The following is a 23,051-nucleotide window of genomic DNA, read 5'->3' on the forward strand; positions in this document are numbered from 1 at the left end:
ACGGTGCAGCCTGGGACGAATCGAGCATGAGGCCGGAAACGCGAACGGCGACCCGAGGGGGTCGCCGTTCGCTGGACTTATCGTCCGAATTTGGTGCGGTCGAGAGGACTCGAACCTCCACGGGTCTCCCCGCTACCACCTCAAGGTAGTGCGTCTACCAGTTCCGCCACGACCGCAGCTCTGTTCCAGTTGCGGGCGGTGCAACCAGGGAGCGGCGCCGATCTAGCAAATCGAATCCGCCGCCACAAGAGCATCACTGTGGAAAAGCGACGCGCGCCGCATTTTCCTGAAAAAAGAGGGATCAGGCCGCCTCGGCGACGCTCTGGAGTGTGTAGACGGTGGGGCGCTTCAGCATCTGGGTGATCTCGACGGAGATGCGCGCGCCGCTGACCACGACGATTCCCTTGGCGAAGGGGTGGTTGTTGGCGAGAATCTGGACCTCGTCCATCTCGCTGGCGTTGAGCTCGATGATCGCGCCGCGGCCGAGTCGCAGCAGCTTGTAGATCGGCATCTGGGTCTGCCCCAGCACGACGGTAAGCTCGACAGGAACGAGATCGAGATCGGTCTTCAAGTCCTGCCTCCGGAACCCTACTTCAGAATTGGACCAGCGAAACTTGCCTGCCGGCGGCTTTTGGGCGCAAGAGGCTCGGTCATGGTCGGCCGGCAGAAACCGGCCCGTAAACTTTGGACGAAACATGGTTAAGCCATGGTGAATATGCGGGATGCGCTGGCGGTTTCCTTCCTGCCGGAAGCGGGCGCCGAGCCGGTGGAATGGGTCGTGGCCGAAGGGCTGACGGGCTATGACGAGGCGGTCGCCGAGATGGAGGCGCGCGCGGCGCTGATCGCCGACGGGCAGGCGCGCGAGCGCGTCTGGCTGGTCGAGCATCCACCGCTTTACACCGCCGGCACCTCGGCGCGCGACGAGGACCTGATCGCGCCGGAGCGATTCCCGGTGTTCCGCTCGGGGCGGGGCGGGCAGTTCACCTATCACGGCCCCGGCCAGCGCGTGGCCTATGTCATGCTCGACCTGAAGCGTCGCCAGCCGGATCTGCGTCGCTTCGTCGCTGCGCTGGAGGGCTGGCTGATCGGCGCGCTCGACGATGTCAACATTCGTGGCGAACGGCGCGAGGATCGTGTCGGCGTCTGGGTGCGCCGGCCGGAACGGGGCGAGGGCGTCGAGGACAAGATCGCCGCCATCGGCATCCGCGTGCGCCGCTGGGTCTCGTTCCACGGCATCTCGTTCAATGTCGATCCCGATCTCTCCCATTTCGACGGCATCGTGCCTTGCGGCGTCAGCCGGCACGGCGTGACCTCGCTGGTCGATCTCGGCTTGCCGGTGACGATGCCTGAGGTCGATTCGGTGCTGCGCGAAGCCTTCGAGCGGGTCTTCGGCCCAACCGTCTCGGCCTGATTTACCTTTCGTTAGCCATGCAAACCCATGCTCGGCCCGGTCAGAGCCTGGCCGCGATGCGCCTGCATGGGCGCGTTGGCGGCCCGGCTTTCGGTGATGCATCGGGCTGCTGAGACAGGCGGATTTCGCTTTTCGGCCTGATGCCTCGAGCAAAAGGGGACGAATTATGCGAGCCATTCTTCTCGCAAGCTGCCTTGCGACGCTGCTCGCGGGCTGCAACACCACCGACCAGCGCATCGCCGGCGCGGCCGCGGGAGCGGGGGCGGGCGCGCTTGTCGGCGGGCCGATCGGGGCCGTGGCGGGCGGAGCCATCGGCGCGGTCGCGGCGCCCAGCGTGACCGGGTCGATCAACCAGGCGAGCGAGTAAGATCATCCTTCGGCGCGGATTTGCATGGTCGCGTCCGTGCGTCCGCGCCGGTTGGCGTTTGCCCGGCGCCGCGCCATAACGCTCCCGATAAGGCTGAAGTCTCGAGGGAGCGCGCCCGTGCCGGTCATCGAAAGCAAGGTCGACCTGAATGCCGCCGAGACGCGGGCCAATGCGGAGGCCTGGGCCGGGCTGCGCGGCGAATTGCAGGAGCGCCGCGCTACCGCCGCGCTCGGCGGCAATGCGCGGTCCCGCGAGCGCCACACGGCGCGCGGCAAGCTGCTGCCTCGCGAGCGCGTGCTGCGGCTGACCGATCCGGGTTCGCCCTTCCTCGAGATCGGTTCGCTCGCCGCCTTCGGCATGTATGAGGGCGATGTCCATGCCGCCGGCATGATCGCGGGAATCGGGCGTGTCGCCGGCCGCGAATGCATGATCGTCTGCAACGATGCGACGATCAAAGGCGGCACCTACTATCCGCTAACGGTCAAGAAGCATCTGCGCGCCCAGGAGATCGCGCGCGAGAATCGCTTGCCCTGCATCTATCTCGTCGACTCCGGCGGCGCGAACCTGCCGCACCAGACCGAGGTCTTTCCGGATCGCGAGCATTTCGGCCGCATCTTCTACAATCAGGCGACGCTTTCGGCCGAAGGTATCCCCCAGGTCGCGGTGGTGATGGGTTCCTGCACCGCCGGCGGCGCCTATGTGCCGGCGATGTCGGACGAGACGATCATCGTCAGGAAGCAGGGCACTATTTTCCTGGGCGGTCCGCCGCTGGTGAAGGCCGCGACCGGCGAGGTCGTCTCGGCCGAGGATCTCGGCGGCGCCGATGTCCATGCAAGACTCTCGGGCGTCGCCGATCACTATGCCGGCGACGACACCCATGCGCTCGCCATCGCCCGGCGGATCGCCGGCAACCTCAACAGCGTGAAGCGGCCGGACATCGACATCGCCGAGCCGGTCGAGCCCCTCTATGATCCGGCCGAGCTCGAAGCCGTGGTGCCGACCGATCTCAAGAAGCAATACGACATCCGCGAGGTGATCGCGCGCCTCGTCGACGGCTCGGAATTCGACGAGTTCAAGAAGCTCTATGGCACGACGCTGGTGACGGGCTTCGCCCGTATCCACGGCATCCCGGTCGGAATCATCGCCAATAACGGCATCCTGTTCTCGGAAAGCGCGCTGAAGGGCGCGCATTTCATCGAACTGTGCTGCCAGCGGCGGATCCCGCTGCTCTTCCTGCAGAATATCACCGGCTTCATGGTCGGGCGCGATGTTGAGACGCGCGGCATCGCCAAGGACGGAGCGAAGCTCGTCACGGCGGTGGCCTCGGCGCGCGTGCCGAAGGTCACCGTGCTGGTCGGCGGCTCCTTCGGCGCCGGCAATTACGGCATGTGCGGGCGGGCCTATTCGCCGCGCTTCCTCTTCACCTGGCCGAATTCGCGGATTTCGGTGATGGGCGGCGAGCAGGCCGCGAGCGTGCTCGCCACCGTCCGCCGCGACAATATCGAGGCCGAGGGCAAGATCTGGTCGGCGGCCGAGGAAGAGGCTTTCAAGGCGCCGATCCGCAGCAATTACGAGGAAGAAGGCTCGCCCTACTTCGCCACGGCGCGGCTATGGGATGACGGCATCATCCTGCCCTCGGAGACGCGCCGGGTGCTGGCGCTGGCCTTCTCGGCGACGCTCAACGCCGAGATTCCCGAGACGAGATTCGGCGTGTTCCGGATGTGAGGGCGGCTTTCCTCACGCCACTGTGACCGCAGCCGTGCTGACGCCTCTTGGCAAGCCGTCCCGCGTCGCGGCAGGCTCCCGCCACAACAACGGGAGATGCACATGACGGCGCCGGCGCAGACCGCAGCAGAAAGCACGCTCGAGCAACTGGACGGGCTGGTCAGGGAGCCGTTCTCCCGTCGCGGCTTCGTCATGACCGGGTTGATCAGCGGCTTCACCCTCGCCACCACCGTCGTCCACGGCCAGACGATCTCGACCGACAGCAAGGGCCTCGTCGCCGGAGAGGTGAAGATCCCGACGGCCGATGGCGATCTGCCGGGCTATCGCGCCATGCCGGAAGGGGCGGGGCCGTTTCCGATCGTCCTCGTGATCGAGGAGATCTTCGGCGTCCACGAATACATCAAGGACATCTGCCGGCGCTTCGCCAAGCTGGGCTACTGCGCCGTGGCGCCCGAGCTCTATGCCCGGCTCGGCGATCTCTCCAAGATGACCGATGTGCAGGCGATCGTGCGGGACGTGATCTCGAAGGCGCCGGACGCGACCGTGCTCTCCGACCTCGACGCCACGGCGAAATGGGCTGCGGCCGCTTCGAAAGGCGATGCGGCAAGGCTCGGCGTCACCGGCTTCTGCCGGGGCGGGCGGGCCGTCTGGCTCTATGCCGCCCATAACCCGCAGGTGAAGGCGGCCGTCGCCTGGTACGGGCCGCTCGGCGGCAGCCGCACCGACATCCAGCCGAAGACGGCGGCCGATGTCGTCGGCGATCTCAAGGCGCCCGTCCTCGGCCTGTATGGCGGGGCGGATACGGGCATTCCGGTCGCGGATGTCGAGAAGCAGCGCGATGCCGCGAAGGCCGCCGGCAAGACCGTGGAGATCGTGATCTTCCCGGACACGCCGCATGGTTTCCACGCCGATTACCGGCCGAGCTATCGCAAGGCGCAGGCCGAGGATGGCTGGGCGCGGGCGCTCGCCTGGTTCAAGCGCTACGGCGTCGCCTGAGGCGCGCGCTCCTCGGCCGGCGCCGGCAAGGGTTGCGCCGGCCGTTCTTCCTTGTCGCGCGCCTACGCTTATGCTTTGGGAACGAAACGATTGAATTCCCAAAAGCGCGAGGAAACGCATGGCTCAGCACGACAAGGTCGCGATCATCACCGGTGCCGGCTCGGGCGTGGGGCGGGCCGTCGCCATCGCCTTCCTGAAGGATGGCTACCGCACCGTTCTGGCCGGGCGCCGGGCGGATGCGCTGGAGGAGACGATCGCGCTCTCCGGCGTCGACAAGGGCAGGGGCCTCGCCGTGCCGACTGACGTCACCGACAAGGCCTCGGTCGAGAACCTGTTCGCCAGGACAAAGGCGGCTTTCGGCCGGGTCGACGTGCTGTTCAACAATGCCGGCGTCAATGCGCCGGGCGGCGTGCTGCTGGAGGACCTTTCGCTGGAGGATTGGCAGAAGGTGGTCGACACCAATCTGACCGGTCCGTTCCTGTGCACGCAGGCCGCCTTCAAGGCGATGAAGGCACAGGAGCCGCGCGGCGGGCGCATCATCAATAACGGCTCGATCTCGGCGCAGGTGCCGCGGCCGAATTCGGCGGCTTATACCGCGACGAAGCATGCGATCTCGGGCCTGACCAAGACCGCCTCGCTCGACGGGCGCAAATACGACATCGCCGTCGGCCAGGTCGATATTGGCAATGCGCTGACCGACATGGCGCAGAAGATGACGACCGGCGTGCCGCAGGCCGACGGCTCGATCAAGGTCGAGCCGGTGATGGATGTCGCGCATGTCGCCTCGACCGTGCTGCACATGGCCGGGCTGCCGCTCGACGCCAACATCCTCTTCGTCACGGTGATGGCGACCAAGGCTCCGCTCGTCGGGCGGGGGTGAGGCGTTCCTTCCCGTTGGCCGTCCCGCTTGCTTGTCATCCCGGGCGGAGCGAAGCGTAGACCCGGGATCCATGCCTGAACCTGATCGGTTCGCGTTCCGGCATGGATCCCGGATCGGCGCCGCTAAAGCCGCTTGTCCAGGATGACGAGGTGAGGATGGTCGCTGGGGCGCAAGACATGGATGGTCTGGAGAGGCCCGCCCATGGCGAGGGAGGCGGAACTGCGGCTCCCGATCCCGCCATCGCCCGCGCCTACACCCTCACCATCTGGGGCATCGCGCTCGGCATCTTCGTCCAGGCGGCGGCGACGGTCGCCTGGGCGCATGCCATCGGCAATGCCCAGCTTTTCAAGGACGGCGTCGATTGGGTCTATGACGTCGCGCTCTACGGCATCGCCGCCATCGTCTTCGGCCGCGACGACCGGGCCGAACGCCTGGCTGCGATTGCGATCGGCGCGGTGATGGCCGTCGCCGGGCTGCACACGCTCTACGACCTCCACGACAAGATTCTGAATCCCAGGCCTATCGAGATCTGGACGCTCGGCTTCGCCGCGGTGAGCGCCATCGTGATCGCGCTCCTCGTGATTGCCGTGCTCTGGCGCTTCCGCCGCGAGGATAATCCGGTGATCAAGGCAACCTGGCTGTCGAGCCGCAACGATGCGATCTCGACCACGGGTTTCGCTCTGGTCGGGCTCGCCGCCCGTGCCCTGCCGGTGGTGCGCTGGCCGGAATATCTGTTCGACCTTGTCGTCGCCGGGATCTGCTTCCAGGCGACATGGGCGATCTGGCGCTCGTTGCGGCGGAGCGCGGATTCGGAAGCGGCCCAAACCGGTTTGCGCAACAAGGCGCAGACAGATGGGGCAGGCGGGCTATAAAGGCGAAAAGCCTTTCAAGGATGTTGCCGAGGACGCTTCCATGACGATCGCTGCCAAGCTGCCCTCGATCCTGATCGCCAATCGCGGCGAGATCGCCTGCCGCGTCATCCGCACCGCGAAGCGGCTGGGGCTTCGCACCATCGCCGTCTATTCGGATGCCGATGCCGAGGCGCTCTTCGTGCAGATGGCCGACGAAGCCTATCATATCGGCCCCGCGCCGGCCCGAGAGAGCTATCTCGACGCCGCGAAGATTCTGGCCGTGGCAAAGGCGGCGGGCGCGGCCTGCATCCATCCGGGCTACGGTTTCCTCTCCGAGAATGCCGAATTCGCCGATGCCTGCGCCGCGGCGGGCATCGTCTTCGTCGGGCCGCCGGCCTCGGCGATCCGGGCGATGGGGCTGAAGGACGCCGCCAAGGCTCTGGTCGAGAAGGCCGCTGTGCCGGTGGTGCCGGGCTATCACGGCGCCGAGCAAGGCGCCGATTTCCTCCGCGGGGAGGCGCGGCGCATCGGCTACCCCGTGCTCATCAAGGCGGTCGCCGGCGGCGGCGGTAAGGGCATGAAGAAGGTCGATCGGCCCGAGGATTTCGACGACGCGCTGACCAGCGCCCAGCGCGAGGGCGCAAGCGCCTTCGGCGACGCCCGTGTGCTGGTCGAGAAATACGTTCTCTCGCCGCGCCATGTCGAAATCCAGGTCTTCGGCGACAGCCACGGCAATGTCGTCCATCTCTATGAACGCGACTGCTCCTTGCAGCGGCGTCATCAGAAGGTGATCGAGGAAGCACCGGCGCCCGGCATGACACGGGAGGTGCGCGCCGCCATGGGCAAGGCCGCGACGGAAGCCGCCAGGGCCGTCGGCTATGTCGGGGCCGGGACGGTCGAGTTCATCGCCGATGGGCGCGAGGGCCTGCAGGCCGACCGCTTCTACTTCATGGAGATGAATACGCGCCTCCAGGTCGAGCATCCGGTGACGGAGGCGATCACCGGACTCGATCTCGTCGAATTGCAGCTCAAGGTCGCGGCCGGCGAGCCGCTCGGCTTCACGCAGGACGACGTCGAGGCGAAGGGCCATGCCGTCGAGGCGCGGCTCTATGCCGAGGATCCGGAGAAGGGCTTCCTGCCCTCCACCGGCAAGCTCTGGGCGCTGAGCTTTCCGCATGGCGAAGGCATCCGCATCGATACCGGCGTCGAGGCCGGCGATACGGTGACGCCGTTCTACGACCCGATGATCGCCAAGGTCATCGCCCATGGCGCGACGCGCGACGAGGCGCTCGACCGGTTGGGCGCGGCGCTGGGCGAGACGGTCGTCGCCGGTCCGCGCAGCAATCTCGCCTTCCTGAAGAAGCTGACGGAGGCGGAGGGGTTCCGGAAGGGGCCGTTCGATACCGGCTTCATCGACCGCAACATCCAGGCGCTCGGCGCCGAGCCGCAGCCGCTCGATGCCGCGGCGGTCGCGGCCGTCGCCCTGCAGCTCGAGGAAGAGCGGCAGGTCGCCGGCATCGTCGAGGCGGCCGGGCGAGCCGAGGGCGAGACGCGCTCGCCCTGGCTGGTGACGGATGCCTTCTCGCTGATGCCGCGCCAGCCGCTTGGCCTGCCGCTCACGGTCGATGGCGAGCGCGTCGACGCGCGCATCGAGTGGCGGGGCGAGGATGCCCGCGTCAGCCTGCCGGGCCATGAGATCGGCGAGGGCGAGCACGAGGTCTCGCTGGCCGAGGGCGAGGGCGGTGTCTGGTACGCGCTGCATCGCGGCCGGCAGACGGCCGTTTCGCTGTTCGATCCCTTTACGGTCGATCTCGATGGGGCTGCCGGTTCCGGCGGCGTGGTCAAGGCGCCGATGCATGGCAAGCTCGTCGCGCTCTTCGTGGCGCCGGGCGAGGCGGTGGTGAAGGGCCAGCGCCTCGCCATCGTCGAGGCGATGAAGATGGAGCATGTGCTGACCGCTCCGCGCGACGGCACGGTGAGCGAGGTCGTCGGCGAGCCGGGAGCGCAGGTGGCCGAGGGCGCGAAGGTGGTGGTGATCGGCGAATAGTCGAGTCGTTGGAGGTGCTTGTGGGCGATCGCTGAGGTTTCGATTCAGTGCGTCATGGTCGGGCTTGTCCCGACCATCCACGTCTTAGTCGATGCCATGCGGTGTTCAAGACGTGGATGCTCGCCACAAGGGCGAGCATGACGGCGCGCTATTCGCGGAGCGCTGCTGCCGCCTTTCCCAGTATCGTCAGATTGACCTCCGCCAGCGGATCGTCGTCGCCCATGAACCAGGCGGCCGAGAGCCCGCACCAGGCGACGATCCAGCGCAGCAGCCGGCGCCGCTCCAGCCCCGATTTCGCCAGCACGATTTCCAGACGGCGCTCGAAACGGCCGGGCAGGATCGCGACCGGCGGTTCGGGATCGCCGAGATCGGGATCGCAGAATAGGATCGTGTATTCGAAGGCGCGGTCGCCGATGACGCCCTTCGGATCGATGGCGAGCCAGCCGCGCTCTTCGAAATCGAGGACGTTGTCGTGGTGGCAATCGGCATGGAGCGGCAGGATGTCCTGCTGGGCCGGCAGCAATTCGCTCGCGATGGTGGCCGATCGCGCCAGCAAGCCGCCGCGCTCGGCCGCCATCGGGAACAGGTCCTTGAACCAGATTTCGAGCGGGATCAGCCCGATAGGGAAAGGGCCGCGTGGCTTCTGCAGCGCCGCGACGGCGTCGCAGAGGATCGCCGTCGCCGCATCGTCCTCGCCGTTGCGGGCCATGGCGGAGAGTGAGCGCCGCCCGGTGGCGCGCTCGATCAGCATGGCAGCGCCTTCGTCGGCGTGCGCGAGCAGGCGGGCGGCACCATCGCCGTCCCAGTATTGGAGCGGGCGATAGCCGAGGCGCTCATCCTCCACCTCAGGCAGCTTCAGCATCGCCGGTGCGCCATCCTGCCGGACCGGCAGCAGGCGGCTGGCATGGGTCCTGATCGGCTCGCCGTCCGGGACCAGCCGCCATTGCATCAGCCAGGGCTCGAAGGGCGCAAGAAGGGGCGAGGGAGATGTGTCGTTCATCCGCGCCCGATCATCGGGTACTGCTCGGCCTCGTAGATCTGGCCGGAAACCGGCGCGCTGTCCTCCGACAGCCAGAAGGCGGTGTGGGCGGCGATCTCCTCCGGCTGCATGATACGGCCGGTCGGCGCCTCGCGCAGCGAGAGATGGTTCTGCCAGCCGGGCTTGCGCCCCTCGCGCTGCTGGGTGGCGTCCTCATTGGCGGTGAAGGTCCAGCCGACATTGAGCTGGTTGGCGCGGATGCGCTCGGGGCCGAGCGTGTTGCCGAGATTGCGCGTCATCGTCATCAGCGCGCCCTTCGACATCGAATAGACGGTGAGGTTGGACAGGCCGCAATAGGCGTTGATCGAGCCGACCGTGACGATGGCGCCCGGCGATTTCTGGGCGCGGAAGGCGCGGATCGCGGCCTCGGCGCAGAGCAGCGGCGCGCGGGTGTTGATCGCGAACATATGGTCGAAGAAGGCGGCGGTGGTCTCGCCGAGGATGCCGCGCGGATAGATGCCGGCATTGTTGACCAGCCCGTCGATGCGGCCGAAGGCGGCGATCGTGGCGTCGACGATGGCCTGCGCGGTTTCGGGTTCGGCCAGATCGCCCGTCGTGCCGCTCGCGGCGTCGCCGAGCTGCGCCACGGCAGCATCGACCTCCGCCTTGTCGCGACCGTGGATGAGGACCTTCGCGCCCTCCGCGACGAGGCGTTCCGCCATCGCATAGCCGATACCGGTCGAGGAGCCGGTGACGAGGATGGCCTTGCCTGCAAGTCCGCGCATGATGAAACGTCCGTAGCCAGTTGCGGGAGGGAAAATGACAGTGAAGCGTATCGTGGCGAATATGCTAACGGCCGAACCGGGCCTCGCGAAGCCCTTCTACGGCAGCATTTTCGACATGCACCCCGTCATGGATCACGGCTGGATCCAGACCTATGCGGCGGAGGGAGACCCCGCCGGGCCGCAGCTCGGCTTCGCCAGCGAAGGCGGCTCGGGCACGCCAGTACCCGATCTTTCGATCGAGGTCGACGATATCGAGGCGGTCTTGCGCAGGGTTCGGGCCGCGGGCCTCCCGATCGAATACGGGCCGATTGAGGAACCCTGGGGCGTGCGGCGCTTTTTCCTGCGCGATCCCTTCGGACGGCTGGTCAACGTGCTCGCGCATGGCCGTTGAGGAGCGTCTGTGGAGAAGCGTGCGGGAGGCTGGCCCGGCGGCTCAGAGGAGCCTATTTTACCGGCCATGTCCCTTCATCTGCTCAAGCTCTGCGTCGGCGCCGAATCGATCAGCGACCTTGAGGACTGGATCGCCGAACGCCAGGCGCAGCGGCGTGCCCGCGGCGAGCCGCTTGAGCAGTTGCACACCACGCGCATGGTCCCCAAGAAGATCGAGGAGATCCTCGACGGCGGCTCGCTCTACTGGGTGATCAAGGGACAGATCTCGGCGCGGCAGCGTCTCACCGACATCCGCCCCTTCACCGATGGCGAGGGCATCGGCCGCTGCCATCTGGTCATGGAGCCGGTGGTGGTGCCGGTCGAGCCGCGCCCGTTCCGGCCCTTCCAGGGCTGGCGCTATCTGCAGGCGAAGGACGCGCCGCGCGACCTCTCCGAGCATGGCGGCGATCTCGGCGAGATGCCGGAGGAATTGCGGCGGGAGCTGGCGGGGCTCGGGCTGCTGTAGAGTGAGGGCGGGTCGTGCCGCGCCTCAGCCCGGCTCGGTCGTTCCATTGATCGTTCCGGTTTCAGCCGGCGCGGCAATGTCCTCGGTGTAGCGGACGAGCAGCTCCGTGCTGCGCGTCAGGAAGTCGGTCACGGCGCGCAGCGTCTCATTGTCGTAGCTCGACCAGAGCGCGTGCATGGCGACCCGGCGCGGCTCAAAGGCTGCTTCGATCGGCGCCGTCGCGGCCCGCACGACGCCGATCAGCATGCGCCTCCGATCGGCTTCGTCCCGGCGGCGGGTGACGTAACCGCGCGCCGCCAGCCGGTCGACCAGCGCCGTTACCGAGCCCGAGGTCAGGCCGGTGGCCGTGGCGAGCTCGCCGGCCGTGACGGTCTCACGTAGGAAGATGAGGTCGAGAACCTCCAGATCGGTCGGATGCAGCCCGAACCGCCTCGCCATGGCGGCGCTGCTGAGCACGCTCTGCGCGCCCATCCGCCTCACCGCGAGGCCAAGCTGGCGCAGGAGTGCGTCATTGTCGCGATCGGACATGGCGATCAGAGGCCAGCGCTCTGGGTGGCTGCCCGGAATGCGGCGAGCAACGCAGCCAGCGTCGCGAGATCGAGCAGCATTCTGAAGCGGCTGCGCCTGGTCCAGCGCCGGGCCGCTTCGGGCGCGACGCTGTCAGCCTCGGCTCGCTCGAAGGCGAGGGCCTTCGGGATGAAGTCGAATGCCGACCAGATGCGCATCGCCGCATGGGTCGCGACGGCGACCAGCAGCCACTGCCGAACGCCGGATGCCGTCCAGGCCGCGACCAGCGCCGCAACGAGCAGAAACTCGAAGACGATATGCTGCGGGATCCAGAAGCGCTTGCGGGATACTCCGCCATGCTTCGGCTGGACCAGGGACGGCCGGTTCGGCCAGGCCGGATCGATCACGATGAACTCGTATAGCCCGCCGCCGATCCCCGTGGCGGCGGCGAGGATCGCCATTCCGATGATCAGCGCCACTGCCGTTGCCCCGTCCTGCGCCCGCTTACCAAGGGCGTTCGGAGCGGGCTTACTTCAATTTATCTTGACCATCAAGATAAATTGGCAGACGCGCTTTGGCACTGTCGCAGGCATGCGGCTTCCGCCCGAAGCGGGACGGGCCGCAGTTCATCAGGAAACGGTGCAGACGCGGCAAAGGCGGACGAGCCGGCCGGCGCAGATCGCTGCGAGCGCTTACACCGCGATATTGTCGATCAGCCGCGTGCCGCCAATGCGGGCGGCCAGGATCAGACGGATGGGGCCGTCCGTGCGCGCGGTGACCGGCGCGAGCGTCTCGGCATGGCGGGCTTCCAGATAGTCGAGCTCGAAGCCGGCTGTGATGATGGCGTTCTGCGCCTCCGTCACCGCCTGGAAGAGCGGGTCGTCGTTGCGGATGCGTGCGGCGAGTTCCTGCATGACGCGATGAAGCGTGGGGGCCAGCGCGCGATGCTCGGCCGAGAGGTAGCGGTTGCGCGAGGACATGGCGAGGCCGTCCGCCTCGCGGATCGTCGCCAGCGGCACGATCTGGATGCCGAGATCGAGATCTCCAGCCATGCGGGTGACGACCTTGAGCTGCTGGTAGTCCTTCTCGCCGAAGACGGCGCAGTCGGCGCGCGACTGGGTGAAGAGCTTGCAGCAGACGGTCGCCACGCCTTCGAAATGCGTCGGCCGGAAGCGATCCTCCAGCCCGACCGCGGCGGGGCCGAGCAGCAGCACGCGGGTCGCGAAGCCGGCCGGATACATCTCCTCGACCGAGGGGAAGAACACCGCATCGGCCCCGGCGGCGACGAGCTTGGCGCAATCGTCGTCGAAAGTGCGCGGATATTTCTTGAAGTCCTCGTGCGGGGCGAACTGCGTCGGGTTGACGAAGATCGAGACGATGACCCGCCGGGCGTGACGCTGGCCTTCGCTCACCAGAGCGATATGGCCTTCATGCAGCGCGCCCATCGTAGGTACCAGCGCGACCTTTTCGCCTGCCGCATGCCAGCCGGCGACGGCTTCCCGCATCGCGGCGACCGTCTCGAAAACCGTGATCCCAGCCACTCTCGCGTCCTCCGTTTGGCGGACGGGTAGCAAATGCGGCCGCTGTGGCCAATATCAGGATGGGAAGTGATTCAGAAAGGTCCCCGTCGCGTCATGAGCGAGAAGAATGACCGTGCCGTTGGCAAGGCCGCCGGGACGGCGGCGGCCAGCCGGTCGCAGCCGGGCGAGATCGACCGTTTTCTCGGCGCGGCGCAGCGTCTGGCGCCGCTCGCGGCGGGAACGGCGGGCCGCCTCGTCTTCGCGCTCGACGCGACGATGAGCCGGCAGCCGAGCTGGGATCTCGCCTGCTCGTTGCAGGGCCGGATGTTCGAGGTGGCGGCCGAGAGCGGCGGCCTCGCTGTCCAGCTCGTCTATTTCCGCGGGCTCGGCGAGTGCCGGGCGTCCGGCTGGGTCGGCGAGCCCGAGCGGCTGAAGGGATTGATGGGCCGCATCGCCTGCGAGGGTGGGCAGACGCAGATCGCGCGCGTGCTGAGGCATGTGCGCGACGAGGCGCGCAGCGTGCCGATCCGGGCCTTCGTCTTCGTCGGCGATGCGATGGAGGAGGATGCCGATGCGCTCGCGGCGCTGGCCGGCGAGCTCGGCCTGCGCGGTATCCGCGGCTTTGTGTTCCAGGAGGGTTCCGAGCCGGCGGCGAGCCGTGCCTTCGCCGGCATCGCAAGGTTGACCGGCGGCGCCCATGCGCGCTTCGACGTCAATGCACCGGCCTCGCTGCTGGAGCTCCTGCGCGGCGCGGCGGCCTATGCCGCGGGCGGGCGCGAGGCGATGCTGCGTCTCGCCGGCGCGAGCCCGGCGGTCAAAGGATTGATCGCGGCGATGGAAGGAGGGCGCGGGTGAGCCTGCTCTACGGCGTCGCCGTTCTCATTCTCGTCTGGTGGCTGGTGAAATTGTTCGCCGGCGCCAATCCGAAGATCGTCGCCAAGCTTGCCAAGACCGTGGGCGGGGTCGCTGCGCTGGGTGTCGCCGCCCTGCTGATGGTGCGCGGACGGCTGGACATGGCCGTCTTTCTCGGCGGCATCGGCGCCTGGCTGCTCGGCTGGAGCGCCACCGGGCCGGGCGGCATCCGCTTTCCCTGGGCCGATCGCGCCGGGCCGGCGCCGGGCGCGACCTCGCAGGTGCAGTCGGTCCTGCTTGCGATGGAACTCGATCACGACAGCGGCGCGATGCGGGGCCGGGTCAAGAGCGGAGCTTATGCCGGGCTCGATCTCGACAGCCTGGGCCAGGCGGATCTCGGCGCTCTGATGCGCGATTGCCTGGCGCGAGATCCTGACGGGGCTCGCCTGCTAGAGGCATATCTCGACCGCCGGTCGCCCGGCTGGCGTGAAGACGCTGATCGTGACGGTGACGCGGGGCAGCGCGGCGCGCCGGGCACGGGCACGATGTCGCAGCAGGAGGCCTACGAGATCCTGGGGCTTCAGCAGGGGGCGGGCGAGGAGGCGGTCCGTGAGGCCCACCGATCCCTGATGAAGCGGATTCATCCGGATGCCGGGGGTACGAGCGGCCTTGCCGCTCGCGTCAACCAGGCCAAGGACATCCTTCTGAAGCGGGGATAGCGACGGGCTTCCGGAGTAGGTCTGCGACATGGCGTGAACTCCTTTCCCGGTCCGGTCAGCTACGGGTGGCGAAGCAGGAGAAGCCGCCACGCTTCAGCCTGTTGCAGGCGTTCTGCGCGTCCTTCGAGTCGTCGAAGCCGGCGAAGCGGGCGCGGAAGAGGGTGGAGCCGCCCTTCTCGACCTTCTCGGTGAAGCCGGAGGCGCTGGCGAGCGAGCCGGCCGCCTTGGCGCGGGCCCGGGCCAGGATCTCTTCGGCCTTGCCCTTGTCGTCGGTGGCGCCGAGCTGGATCACCCATTTGCCGGAGGCGACGACCGCGGCCTGATGCGACATGGCCGGGGCAGGCTCGGGAGCCTGTGCCTTGGCGGGAACGGCGTCCGACTTGCGGGCGATGGTGGCGGCCGGGGCCTCGACCTTGTTCTCCGCAACCTTCACGGGCTCGGTGGCCGGCTCGGCCAGTCGCGCGATCGAGGAGGTGGTGTCGACATTCGCCGGCGGGCGCAGGACCTTGGCATCGGCCGGCTGGGCGCCGATGGACCAGCGCATCGCCGAAGGCGTGGTGGTCGCGGTGACCGGACGCATGCCGGAGATCTGCAGCGGCTGGCCGGCGGCAATCGGACGCGGCGGCGCGATCGGCGTCTGGGTCGGCATCGGCGCATAGGAGCGGGCGGCCACCGGCAGCGGCTGAGGCTGCGGCGCGGCGACGTTCTCCGGACGCGGCACCGGGATCGGCGCAGGCTCGGCGAGGGCGGCGACGCGCGGGCGCTCTTCCGGCCGGACGCGCTCCTCGGGACGCGGGCGTTCTTCCTGGCGCGGGCGTTCCTCGCGCTCAGGCGCCTCGGCGACCATCACCGAGGAGCGCCCGCTGGTCGAGGCGCGCGGCAGATTGGCGAGGACGAGGTCGGTCATGATCTTGTCGCGGGAGGCGCCGGAGCGCCCGCCGAGCACGACGGAGACGATCTGGTGACCGTCCGCCTTGGCCGAGGTCATCAGGTTGAAGCCGGAGGCGCGGGTGTAGCCGGTCTTGATGCCATCGACGCCCTCGACCTTGCCGAGCAGGCGGTTATGGCCGCGGATGGTGCGGCTGCCATACTGGAAGGCGCGGGTCTGGAAGAGCGCGAAATAGCGCGGGAAGCGCTCCTGGATGGCGCGGGCCAGGATGGTGAGGTCGCGCGCGGTCGTCAGGTTCGGCGGAGAATGCGGCAGGCCGTGCGGATTGTAGAAGCGGCTCGAGCTCATGCCGAGCGAGCGCGCCTTGCGCGTCATCATCTCGGCGAAGGCATCCTCGGAGCCGGCGATATTCTCGGCGACGACGACGGAGGAATCATTGGCCGAAAGCGTGATCATGCTGCGGATCGCGTCTCCGACCGAGAGGGTGGAGCCGGCGCGCAGGCCGAGCTTGGTCGGCGGCTGCGAGGCCGCATAGGACGAGACCTTGAGCTCGGAATCCATGTCGAAGCGGCCGCGTTCCATCTGCTCGAACAACAGATAGAGCGTCATGACCTTGGTGAGCGAGGCGGGGATGCGGGCCGCGTCTTCATTGACGGCGTGCAGCGTGCGCCCGCTCTTCACGTCGACGACCATCGCGGCATAGGGCGGGGTGTAGCCACCGCCGCCCGCAGCATGATGGCGACGCTTGCGCGCCTCGGCGGGGGAAGCGGCCATCGTAGCCGCAATGGCGACAACTCCGATCAGCCCGGCGACGACCCGCAGACGCGGACGCCGCAACCCAACGCAACCAAACACCATGAAACGCCCCGAACTCGATACTCAAAAGTCCGACCTCCGCGCGCTGGTTGACGTGGCGCGAAGGACACAGAGGGAGAGGTTAGGCGGACGCGGTTACGGAGCCGTTAAAACTTGAATGGTTGCGATCGGAACGATATGCGTTTGGTGCATTGCAGCGTTCGCTTGACATTCATGTTGCGCTGCACAATATAGCGGCAGTCCCCGGTGGTGATCTCTTCATCCGACCTTGGGGCGACACGTCAGGGCGAGACAACGCCCGTCACCAGAGGCCGCACCCAAGGTGCCAGGAGACCAGCCATGATCCAGCAATTCGAGACCATCCAGAAGGCTTCCAAAGAGAACGTCGATGCCGCTCTGAAGGCTTTCGGCGCCACCTCCAAGGGCGTTCAGACGATCGCCGTCGAGGCGACCGACTATGCCAAGAAGTCCTTCGAGGCCAGCACCGCGACGCTCGAGAAGCTCGCCGGCGTGAAGACCTTCGACAAGGCTCTCGAGATCCAGGCCGACTACGTCAAGACCTCGTTCGAGGGCGCTGTCGCCCAGCTCACCAAGATGGGCGAGCTCTACACCGCTCTCGCCAAGGACGCCTACAAGCCGTTCGAAGGTATCGTCTCGAAGGCTGTCCCGGCCGCCGCCGGCAAGTGATTTGCGGCAAGTGATCCTGTGGCGCGGTTGATCCGCGTTGCCGGTGCTGCCTAGAGTTCAGTTGCGTTTGAGAGCCCCGGCCCGCAAGGCCGGGGTTTTTCGTTGCGCCGGCTGCCGCTTATCCGGTGCGGGCCGGAAGCCGTCTGGCCTGAAGGCCGGTCTTGGATGGCTCGAAACCCGCTGCCTCGAAAAGCGCCAGCGTGGAAGGCTTCTTCGAGCCGGTCATGAGCATCGGCTTGTCGCAGCCGCCTGCCCAGGCGGATCGAGCGCGGCCTTCAGGATCTCAGGTCAGTAGAAGGTGGAGCGTGGCGGAGATCGCCGCCAGATGGCCCGGCTGGCAAGCGCGCCTGCCTATCAAAAAAAAGAGCGACGGTTGCCCGTCGCTCTCGGAATTACCACCAGCCGGGAGGCGGGGGCGGAGCATAATAGCGCGGAGGCGGCGGGCCCCAGCCCGGGCGGGGACCGTAGCCATAACCGCGCGGTGGGCCATAGCCACGCGGCGGGCCGTAGCCGCGACCGTAGCGCTGCTGGCGCATCGTCTCTTCCATGATCATGTGCCGCCGCTCGGCTGCCGCCGACCAGGAATATTCGGCCGGCGCCTTGTCGAGGCGCGCGGCCAGTTCCCTTGGCAGGGCCTCGGTGGCCATGGCCGGCGCGGCGAGCGCGCTCCCGACCGCAATCGTCGCAAAAATCAACAGCTTGCGCATGGCAAACTCCTTTCAATACCCATCAAAACACACAGAAGTTCAACGGAACATGAACCGGTCCGAGCGCTGCCGTTCATCCGGCCCTGCTCACGCAGGCAGCACCGTCACGGGGGTGCCGAGCGATACGCGCGCGTAGAGATGCGCGATATCCTGATTGATCATGCGGATGCAGCCCGACGAGACATTGGTGCCGACCGTGTAGGGCTCGAATGTGCCGTGAATACGGTAGCCGAGGTCCCGTCCTTCGCCGAAGAGGTACATCGTTCGGGCGCCGAGTGGGCTTTTCGAGCCGCCGCGCACGCCAAGGCCGCGCGGCGTCTGCTCGAGCTGGGACCTGATCTCGGGATCGCGCGCGATCATCTCCGGCGGCGGGACCCAGTCGGCCCAGTCCCGCTTCATGTTGATCCGGGCGGCGCCCGACCAGCCGAAGCCTTCGCGCCCCACGCCGACACCGTATTGCGTCGCGACGCGCGGTGACTCGACGAAATAGAGATGGTAGCCGGCGGGATCGACGACGATCGAGCCGGGCTTGTCGTCGCGCGGAAACGCCACGGTCTGCCGGAGGAAGCGGGGATCGATGCGCTGATAGTCGATGGCCGAAATCGGAAAGCGCTCGCCGGGATAATCGGCATAGACCTCGGCATAGTTGGGCCGTGCCAAGGTGCGCGTGACGAGGCCCTGCGGGCTCTGGGCGATCGCGCCTGAGCCGATCTCCGGCAGCGCGACGATGCTTCTCGACCCGCAGCCGGCCAAGCCTGCCGCCGCGACGGACAGAGCAGGAAACGTAAACGAGCGGCGCGTCAGCATGGGGTATCTCTCAGGCAGGTCTGAGGAGATACATCGGCTTGGATGGTTACTGTTGGGTGAACCTTGCCGCGGGCGTTCGTTCTTTAGCCGGCGCCCGAGTCTGACGCATGACCGTTTCCTCCTTTGAACCGATTGAAAACGCGGCCGGTTGGGCGCATCTCTAGGGACGCGCGCCGCCATCGCGGCGTCCGGAGATCTCGGTTCCCGCCATGCTCGACAAATCCGCGCCGCCCCGCACGCTGAAGCTCAACGCCGCCGACAATGTCGTCGTCGCCGTCGATCCGGTCGATCTAGGCGTGACCGCGGCCGGCGTGGAGGCGCTGAAGCGCATTCCGCGCGGGCACAAGATGGCGATCGTGCCGATCGCCAAGGATCAACCGATCCGCAAATTCGGCCAGATCATCGGCTTCGCGACGGATGACATCGTGCCGGGCGATTGGGTGCACGAGCACAATACCGGTTTCCACGCCTTCGAGCGCGACTATGCCTATGCGGCCGAGGCCAAGCCCGAATTCGTGCTGCCGGTCGAGCAGCAGGCGACCTTCGAGGGCTTCCGCCGCGCCAACGGCAAGGCCGGCACGCGCAACTACGTGGGCATCCTGACCTCGGTGAACTGCTCGGCCTCGGCCGCGCGCTTCATGGCCGAGGAGGTGAAGCGCTCCGGCCTGCTCGCCGATTATCCCAATGTCGACGGCGTGATCGCGCTGACCCACGGCACCGGCTGCGGCATCGACTATAATGGCGAGAGCTTCGAGGTGCTGAAGCGCACCACCTGGGGCTATGCCTGCAACCCCAACATGGCGGCGGTGCTGGTCGTCGGCCTCGGCTGCGAGGGCTTCCAGATCAGCAGGATGAAGGAAGCCTACGGTGTTACCGAAAGCGACGTCTTCCGCACGCTGACGATCCAGGAGACGGGCGGGACCAAGAAGGCCGTCGCCGCCGGCATCGATGCGCTGAAGGTGATGTTGCCGATCGCCAACCGGGCGGTGCGCGAGACGGTCTCGGCTTCCGAACTGATGCTGGCTTTGCAATGCGGCGGCTCTGACGGCTATTCGGGCATCACCGCCAATCCGGCGCTGGGTGCGGCCGTCGACATCCTGGTCGAGCATGGCGGCACGGCGATCCTCTCCGAGACGCCCGAGATCTACGGCGCCGAGCATCTCCTGACGCGCCGCGCCGCGACGCGCGAGGTCGGCGAGAAGCTTGTCGGCATCATCAAGTGGTGGGAGGACTATACCGAACGCGCCCGGATGAGCATGAACAACAACCCTTCGCCGGGGAACAAGGCGGGGGGCTTGACCACCATTCTGGAGAAGTCGCTCGGTGCGGCGGCCAAGGGCGGCACCAAGACGCTCTCGGCGGTGTATCACTATGCCGAGCCGGTGAGGGCGAAGGGCTTCGTCTATATGGACACGCCCGGCTACGACCCCGTCGCGGCGACGGGGCAGGTGGCCGGCGGCGCCAACATCCTCGCCTTCACCACGGGGCGCGGCTCGGCCTATGGCTGCAAGCCGACGCCTTCGGTGAAGCTCGCCACCAATACGCCGATCTACGAGAAGATGATCGACGACATGGACATCAATTGCGGCGATGTGCTCGACGGCGTCAGCCTCGAGCAGAAGGGCCGCGAGATCTTCGAGAAGCTGCTGAAGGTCGCGTCGGGCGAGAAGACCAAGTCTGAGCTGCTCGGCTATGGCGACGCGGAATACGTGCCGTGGCAGATCGGCGCGACGATGTAGTTTTTCGTCTCGCCGATTGAACCCGGCGAGAGGCCGAAGCGATCAAGGAACAGGCCGGCGCTGCTCGAGAGCGGCGCCGGCCTGTTCTCGCATCGGCCTGGATTCCCATGAAGAATCTTTTTCTCGTGACCGCCCCGCGCATCCTGCTTGGGCTGATTTTCCTCATCAGCGCCGTCGACGGTTTCTGGTGGCTCGCTACGGGCATGAACCTGATCCATCCGCCGACCAGCGCGCGGGGTGCCGCCTTCGAGGCGGCCTTGCAGGATTCCGGCTTCTTCTGGCCCTTCGTGAAGGCGATCAACCTGACCGGGGGCCTGAGCCTGATCTCCAACGTCGTGCCGGCCTTCGGGCTCGCGCTGATCGCGCCGGTGATGGCGGTAATCGTGCTCTTCCACGCCACGATCAACCCGCAGGGTCTGCCGGTGGCAGCGGTCCTCGTCGTCCTGGGGCTGCCGCTGGTCTGGGCCTACCGGGACCGTTATGCGGAGATGTTTCGGTAGGCCTTTAGGCCTTGGAACTATCGTGTCATTCCGGGCGGAGCGAAGCGGAGGCCCGGAATCCATCATGGAGCGCAGCGCCCTTCGATGGATCCCGGACCAGCGCCGCTACCGCGGCTTGTCCGGGATGACGGCGTTCAGATCAGGTTAGAACGAAAAGCCCCTGAGCCGCTCGCCCAGCAATCCGATCCGGTCGGCGGCGACATTGGCGATGGCGATGCGCAGATGGTTTTCCTGTCCGGGGCCGAAATAGGGGCCGGGCAGGGCGAGCACGCCGCGCTCCTGCGCCAGCCGGCGCACGATTTCGGCCGCCTTCGCGCCCGCGAAGGGGTGCGCGACATAGGCGAAATAGGCACCGGCCGAGAGCACGCGCCAGCCGTTCAGCGGCGCCATCGTCTCACGGAAGAGGCCGGCACGGGTGTTGATCTCGGCGCGGTTGCGCTCGCGCCAGTCGCGGATGCCGTCGATGCCCCAGGTCACGGCGGCCTGACCGGCCCGGACGGGGCTGATCTGCACGCAGTCGAGCACCTTGCCGATCTGGGCGAGGACTTGTTCGCCGGCCGTGATCGCGCCGAGGCGCCAGCCCGGAACGGCATAGGCCTTCGAGAAGCTGTAGAGGCCGATCACGGAATCCTGCCAGTCGCTTGCGCAGAAAACCTCATGCGGCCTGGCAAGCCCCTCGGGCAGGAAGTCGCGATAGGTTTCGTCGAGCACGAGCCAGAGGCCGCGCCTTGCGCAGAGCGCGGCGAAGGCGGCGATGGTCTGCGGCGGATAGACGGCGCCGGTCGGGTTGTTCGGCGTCACCAGCACAATGGCGCGGGTGCGTTCGTCGATCAGCGCCTCGGCAGTGGCGACATCCGGCACGAAGCCGGATTCGGGCGTGCAGGGCAGCGGGCGTGCCTCGACGCCGAGCATGGTCAGCGTCATCTCGTGATTGAAATACCAGGGCGTCGGCAGCAGCACGTTGTCGCCGGCCCGGGCCAGCGCCATCATCGTCACGACATAGGCCTGGTTGCAGCCCGACGTGATCGCGATCTCCGCCGGCGTGAAGGGCGCGCCATAGATGCCCGCGATCTCGGCGGCATAGGCCTCACGCAAAGCGGCATCGCCGGTGATGCCGCCATAGCGGGCGCTGCCGGGCTCCGCCGCCGCTTCCGCCAGCTTCCGCAGCAGCGCTTCCGGCGGGGCCGAGCCGGGCACGGCCTGCGACAGGTCGATCAGCGGGCCATGGCGGCCGTCATAGGACCTGGCCCAGCCCTGCGCCTCCGGAATCGGCGGAGTGCCGGTATCGATCAGGTCGGGATTCAGCGCGGCGGGGGAGAGTGTCGGCATGATCAGTCTGGTTTGCTGCGGCGCCGGCCTTGCGTCAATCGCCTTGGAAGCGTCGCAGCGGCGTTCCATATCTGGAGGTGTTCCATTTCCATAAAACCGGGCGAGCCGATGCAGGACGAGACAGAGGATGCGATCGCCGAGCTGCACGCGATGCTGGATCGCGCGAACCGGATCGTCAGCTTTACCGGCGCGGGCATCTCGACCGAATCGGGCGTGCCGGATTTCCGCTCGCCGGGCTCGCCCTGGATGGTCAACAAGCCGATCCCGTTCGAGGCCTTCGTGACGAGCCGCGAGGCGCGCAGGGAGGCCTGGCGGCGCAAATTCACGATGGACGACCATTACCGCGACGCGCAGCCCAATATCGGCCATCGCGCTTTGGCGCGACTCGTGGCGGATGGGCGCTCGCCCGCCATCGTGACGCAGAACATCGACGGGCTGCACCAGGCTTCCGGCGTGCCGGAGGAGCAGGTGATCGAACTTCACGGCAACGGCACCTATGCGACCTGCCTCGATTGCGGCTGGCGGCATGAGCTCGCCGCGATCCGGCCGGCCTTCGAGGCGACGGGCGAGCCGCCGTCCTGTTTGATGTGCACCGGGCCGGTGAAATCCGCGACGATCTCCTTCGGGCAGGCGATGCCGCAGGAGGCGATGATGCGGGCGCAAGGACTGGCGCTGGAATGCGACCTCTTCCTCGTCGTCGGCTCGTCGCTCGTGGTCTTTCCGGCGGCGACGTTGCCCGTCATCGCCAAACGGCAGGGGGCGAGGCTCGTCATCCTCAACCGCGAGCCGACGGAGCTCGACGCGATCGCCGATCTCGTGATCCGGGCCGAAAGCGGCAAGGCCCTGGCGCCGCTCCTGTCCTGAGCGACAGGCCTGCGCCGATCCGAGACAAGGCACCGACTCGCTCACGGCTCCAGCTTTCCCGATCGAAAAAGTGAACTTTCCGCTGGAGATTATGTGGACGAGATCTTCGGGGGTGTTCCCCGAATCCGCAGCAGTGCTATCGTAATGTCACGAATCAAGACGTTCTGCGTGGGGTGAGC

General features: G+C 67.4%; 25 protein-coding genes and 1 tRNA gene. 15 read left to right on the forward strand and 11 right to left on the reverse strand.

Going from position 1 to position 23,051, the window contains the following annotated elements:
• Window positions 1-91: 91 nt before the first annotated feature.
• Window positions 92-176: transfer RNA gene (locus GGC47_RS23190), tRNA-Leu, on the reverse strand.
• Window positions 177-301: 125 nt separating this feature from the next.
• A complete protein-coding gene (locus tag GGC47_RS23195) occupies window positions 302-571 on the reverse strand; it encodes a FliM/FliN family flagellar motor switch protein (RefSeq protein WP_248311217.1) in 270 nt (89 codons plus the stop codon).
• 135 nt (window positions 572-706) lie between these two features.
• Between GGC47_RS23195 and lipB the strand changes: the two genes are divergently transcribed.
• The 7 genes from lipB to GGC47_RS23230 all read left to right on the forward strand — a co-directional run bounded on the left by lipB (window position 707) and on the right by GGC47_RS23230 (window position 8,277).
• Window positions 707-1,411, forward strand: coding sequence for a lipoyl(octanoyl) transferase LipB (gene lipB, locus GGC47_RS23200; protein ID WP_142022636.1), 705 nt, complete (start codon window positions 707-709; stop codon window positions 1,409-1,411).
• Window positions 1,412-1,577: 166 nt separating this feature from the next.
• Window positions 1,578-1,778, forward strand: coding sequence for a hypothetical protein (locus GGC47_RS23205; RefSeq protein ID WP_142022637.1), 201 nt, complete (start codon window positions 1,578-1,580; stop codon window positions 1,776-1,778).
• Between the two features lie 117 nt (window positions 1,779-1,895).
• Window positions 1,896-3,503: a carboxyl transferase domain-containing protein gene (locus GGC47_RS23210; protein ID WP_142022638.1), complete on the forward strand. Its 1,608-nt coding sequence runs from the start codon at window positions 1,896-1,898 to the stop codon at window positions 3,501-3,503.
• 96 nt (window positions 3,504-3,599) lie between these two features.
• A complete protein-coding gene (locus tag GGC47_RS23215; protein ID WP_210245683.1) occupies window positions 3,600-4,499 on the forward strand; it encodes a dienelactone hydrolase family protein in 900 nt (299 codons plus the stop codon).
• Between the two features lie 118 nt (window positions 4,500-4,617).
• A complete protein-coding gene (locus GGC47_RS23220) occupies window positions 4,618-5,379 on the forward strand; it encodes an SDR family oxidoreductase (RefSeq protein WP_038365528.1) in 762 nt (253 codons plus the stop codon).
• Window positions 5,380-5,555: 176 nt separating this feature from the next.
• Complete coding sequence (locus GGC47_RS23225; RefSeq protein ID WP_185748001.1) at window positions 5,556-6,251, forward strand: cation efflux transmembrane domain-containing protein; 696 nt, start codon at window positions 5,556-5,558, stop codon at window positions 6,249-6,251.
• Window positions 6,252-6,291: 40 nt separating this feature from the next.
• Entirely contained in the window at window positions 6,292-8,277 is a 1,986-nt protein-coding gene (locus GGC47_RS23230; protein ID WP_185748002.1) for an acetyl-CoA carboxylase biotin carboxylase subunit, read from the forward strand.
• A gap of 148 nt (window positions 8,278-8,425) precedes the next feature.
• On the opposite strand, the gene GGC47_RS23235 is transcribed toward GGC47_RS23230, so the two are convergent.
• On the reverse strand, window positions 8,426-9,277 hold the full coding sequence (locus tag GGC47_RS23235) for an aminoglycoside phosphotransferase family protein (RefSeq protein ID WP_429069091.1): 852 nt from the start codon (window positions 9,275-9,277) through the stop codon (window positions 8,426-8,428).
• The gene (locus GGC47_RS23240; protein ID WP_429069094.1) at window positions 9,274-10,041 is read right to left on the reverse strand and encodes an SDR family oxidoreductase; all 768 of its coding nucleotides are present in this window, start codon (window positions 10,039-10,041) and stop codon (window positions 9,274-9,276) included. Before GGC47_RS23240 ends, GGC47_RS23235 begins: the two co-directional genes overlap by 4 nt.
• 34 nt (window positions 10,042-10,075) lie before the next feature.
• On the opposite strand from GGC47_RS23240, the gene GGC47_RS23245 reads away from it, so the two are divergent.
• Window positions 10,076-10,432, forward strand: a complete 357-nt coding sequence (locus tag GGC47_RS23245; RefSeq protein ID WP_429069097.1) for a VOC family protein — start codon at window positions 10,076-10,078, stop codon at window positions 10,430-10,432.
• 66 nt (window positions 10,433-10,498) lie between these two features.
• The gene (locus GGC47_RS23250; protein WP_038365531.1) at window positions 10,499-10,936 is read left to right on the forward strand and encodes a DUF1489 family protein; all 438 of its coding nucleotides are present in this window, start codon (window positions 10,499-10,501) and stop codon (window positions 10,934-10,936) included.
• 24 nt (window positions 10,937-10,960) lie between these two features.
• On the opposite strand, the gene GGC47_RS23255 is transcribed toward GGC47_RS23250, so the two are convergent.
• From GGC47_RS23255 to panC, 3 genes are all read right to left on the reverse strand, one after another.
• The gene (locus GGC47_RS23255) at window positions 10,961-11,464 is read right to left on the reverse strand and encodes a MarR family winged helix-turn-helix transcriptional regulator (protein WP_429069099.1); all 504 of its coding nucleotides are present in this window, start codon (window positions 11,462-11,464) and stop codon (window positions 10,961-10,963) included.
• A gap of 5 nt (window positions 11,465-11,469) precedes the next feature.
• Entirely contained in the window at window positions 11,470-11,922 is a 453-nt protein-coding gene (locus GGC47_RS23260) for a hypothetical protein (RefSeq protein WP_429069101.1), read from the reverse strand.
• Between the two features lie 213 nt (window positions 11,923-12,135).
• The gene (gene panC, locus GGC47_RS23265) at window positions 12,136-12,984 is read right to left on the reverse strand and encodes a pantoate--beta-alanine ligase (protein ID WP_429069104.1); all 849 of its coding nucleotides are present in this window, start codon (window positions 12,982-12,984) and stop codon (window positions 12,136-12,138) included.
• Between the two features lie 93 nt (window positions 12,985-13,077).
• Between panC and GGC47_RS23270 the strand changes: the two genes are divergently transcribed.
• Window positions 13,078-13,818, forward strand: a complete 741-nt coding sequence (locus GGC47_RS23270) for a VWA domain-containing protein (protein WP_370955807.1) — start codon at window positions 13,078-13,080, stop codon at window positions 13,816-13,818.
• The gene (locus GGC47_RS23275; protein ID WP_038365536.1) at window positions 13,815-14,534 is read left to right on the forward strand and encodes a DnaJ domain-containing protein; all 720 of its coding nucleotides are present in this window, start codon (window positions 13,815-13,817) and stop codon (window positions 14,532-14,534) included. Before GGC47_RS23270 ends, GGC47_RS23275 begins: the two co-directional genes overlap by 4 nt.
• A 55-nt stretch (window positions 14,535-14,589) precedes the next feature.
• Here the strand turns inward: GGC47_RS23275 and GGC47_RS23280 are convergent, their stop codons facing one another.
• Window positions 14,590-16,197: an SPOR domain-containing protein gene (locus tag GGC47_RS23280; protein ID WP_248311218.1), complete on the reverse strand. Its 1,608-nt coding sequence runs from the start codon at window positions 16,195-16,197 to the stop codon at window positions 14,590-14,592.
• Between the two features lie 381 nt (window positions 16,198-16,578).
• On the opposite strand from GGC47_RS23280, the gene GGC47_RS23285 reads away from it, so the two are divergent.
• The gene (locus tag GGC47_RS23285) at window positions 16,579-16,926 is read left to right on the forward strand and encodes a phasin family protein (RefSeq protein WP_038365537.1); all 348 of its coding nucleotides are present in this window, start codon (window positions 16,579-16,581) and stop codon (window positions 16,924-16,926) included.
• Window positions 16,927-17,318: 392 nt separating this feature from the next.
• Here the strand turns inward: GGC47_RS23285 and GGC47_RS23290 are convergent, their stop codons facing one another.
• On the reverse strand, window positions 17,319-17,633 hold the full coding sequence (locus tag GGC47_RS23290; RefSeq protein WP_038365539.1) for a hypothetical protein: 315 nt from the start codon (window positions 17,631-17,633) through the stop codon (window positions 17,319-17,321).
• A gap of 87 nt (window positions 17,634-17,720) precedes the next feature.
• The gene (locus tag GGC47_RS23295; RefSeq protein ID WP_142022648.1) at window positions 17,721-18,440 is read right to left on the reverse strand and encodes a L,D-transpeptidase; all 720 of its coding nucleotides are present in this window, start codon (window positions 18,438-18,440) and stop codon (window positions 17,721-17,723) included.
• Between the two features lie 209 nt (window positions 18,441-18,649).
• Between GGC47_RS23295 and GGC47_RS23300 the strand changes: the two genes are divergently transcribed.
• Together GGC47_RS23300 and GGC47_RS23305 are read left to right on the forward strand one after the other, a co-directional pair.
• Entirely contained in the window at window positions 18,650-20,179 is a 1,530-nt protein-coding gene (locus tag GGC47_RS23300; protein ID WP_142022649.1) for a UxaA family hydrolase, read from the forward strand.
• 107 nt (window positions 20,180-20,286) lie between these two features.
• On the forward strand, window positions 20,287-20,679 hold the full coding sequence (locus GGC47_RS23305; RefSeq protein ID WP_112763188.1) for a hypothetical protein: 393 nt from the start codon (window positions 20,287-20,289) through the stop codon (window positions 20,677-20,679).
• A gap of 144 nt (window positions 20,680-20,823) precedes the next feature.
• Here GGC47_RS23305 and GGC47_RS23310 read toward each other — a convergent pair whose 3' ends face one another.
• Window positions 20,824-22,008, reverse strand: coding sequence for an aminotransferase (locus GGC47_RS23310; RefSeq protein WP_142022650.1), 1,185 nt, complete (start codon window positions 22,006-22,008; stop codon window positions 20,824-20,826).
• Window positions 22,009-22,116: 108 nt separating this feature from the next.
• On the opposite strand from GGC47_RS23310, the gene GGC47_RS23315 reads away from it, so the two are divergent.
• Complete coding sequence (locus GGC47_RS23315) at window positions 22,117-22,872, forward strand: SIR2 family NAD-dependent protein deacylase (protein ID WP_142022651.1); 756 nt, start codon at window positions 22,117-22,119, stop codon at window positions 22,870-22,872.
• Window positions 22,873-23,051 lie beyond the last annotated feature (179 nt).

This window comes from Allobosea sp. OAE752 (assembly GCF_050433265.1).
Lineage (GTDB): Bacteria > Pseudomonadota > Alphaproteobacteria > Rhizobiales > Beijerinckiaceae > Allobosea > Allobosea spartocytisi.

What these genes read in the sequence shown, in the direction of transcription:
- GGC47_RS23255 (WP_429069099.1), bottom strand. Translation starts at nt 11,464, where the DNA reads ATGTCCGATCGCGACAATGACGCACTCCTGCGCCAGCTTGGCCTCGCG.
- GGC47_RS23270 (WP_370955807.1), top strand. Translation starts at nt 13,078, where the DNA reads ATGAGCGAGAAGAATGACCGTGCCGTTGGCAAGGCCGCCGGGACGGCG.
- GGC47_RS23305 (WP_112763188.1), top strand. Translation starts at nt 20,287, where the DNA reads ATGAAGAATCTTTTTCTCGTGACCGCCCCGCGCATCCTGCTTGGGCTG.
- GGC47_RS23280 (WP_248311218.1), bottom strand. Translation starts at nt 16,197, where the DNA reads ATGGCCGCTTCCCCCGCCGAGGCGCGCAAGCGTCGCCATCATGCTGCG.
- GGC47_RS23230 (WP_185748002.1), top strand. Translation starts at nt 6,292, where the DNA reads ATGACGATCGCTGCCAAGCTGCCCTCGATCCTGATCGCCAATCGCGGC.
- lipB (WP_142022636.1), top strand. Translation starts at nt 707, where the DNA reads ATGGTGAATATGCGGGATGCGCTGGCGGTTTCCTTCCTGCCGGAAGCG.
- GGC47_RS23285 (WP_038365537.1), top strand. Translation starts at nt 16,579, where the DNA reads ATGATCCAGCAATTCGAGACCATCCAGAAGGCTTCCAAAGAGAACGTC.
- GGC47_RS23310 (WP_142022650.1), bottom strand. Translation starts at nt 22,008, where the DNA reads ATGCCGACACTCTCCCCCGCCGCGCTGAATCCCGACCTGATCGATACC.
- GGC47_RS23225 (WP_185748001.1), top strand. Translation starts at nt 5,556, where the DNA reads ATGGATGGTCTGGAGAGGCCCGCCCATGGCGAGGGAGGCGGAACTGCG.
- GGC47_RS23300 (WP_142022649.1), top strand. Translation starts at nt 18,650, where the DNA reads ATGCTCGACAAATCCGCGCCGCCCCGCACGCTGAAGCTCAACGCCGCC.
- GGC47_RS23220 (WP_038365528.1), top strand. Translation starts at nt 4,618, where the DNA reads ATGGCTCAGCACGACAAGGTCGCGATCATCACCGGTGCCGGCTCGGGC.
- GGC47_RS23240 (WP_429069094.1), bottom strand. Translation starts at nt 10,041, where the DNA reads ATGCGCGGACTTGCAGGCAAGGCCATCCTCGTCACCGGCTCCTCGACC.
- GGC47_RS23205 (WP_142022637.1), top strand. Translation starts at nt 1,578, where the DNA reads ATGCGAGCCATTCTTCTCGCAAGCTGCCTTGCGACGCTGCTCGCGGGC.
- GGC47_RS23245 (WP_429069097.1), top strand. Translation starts at nt 10,076, where the DNA reads ATGACAGTGAAGCGTATCGTGGCGAATATGCTAACGGCCGAACCGGGC.
- GGC47_RS23290 (WP_038365539.1), bottom strand. Translation starts at nt 17,633, where the DNA reads ATGCGCAAGCTGTTGATTTTTGCGACGATTGCGGTCGGGAGCGCGCTC.
- GGC47_RS23235 (WP_429069091.1), bottom strand. Translation starts at nt 9,277, where the DNA reads ATGAACGACACATCTCCCTCGCCCCTTCTTGCGCCCTTCGAGCCCTGG.
- GGC47_RS23295 (WP_142022648.1), bottom strand. Translation starts at nt 18,440, where the DNA reads ATGCTGACGCGCCGCTCGTTTACGTTTCCTGCTCTGTCCGTCGCGGCG.
- GGC47_RS23250 (WP_038365531.1), top strand. Translation starts at nt 10,499, where the DNA reads ATGTCCCTTCATCTGCTCAAGCTCTGCGTCGGCGCCGAATCGATCAGC.
- GGC47_RS23315 (WP_142022651.1), top strand. Translation starts at nt 22,117, where the DNA reads ATGCAGGACGAGACAGAGGATGCGATCGCCGAGCTGCACGCGATGCTG.
- GGC47_RS23215 (WP_210245683.1), top strand. Translation starts at nt 3,600, where the DNA reads ATGCACATGACGGCGCCGGCGCAGACCGCAGCAGAAAGCACGCTCGAG.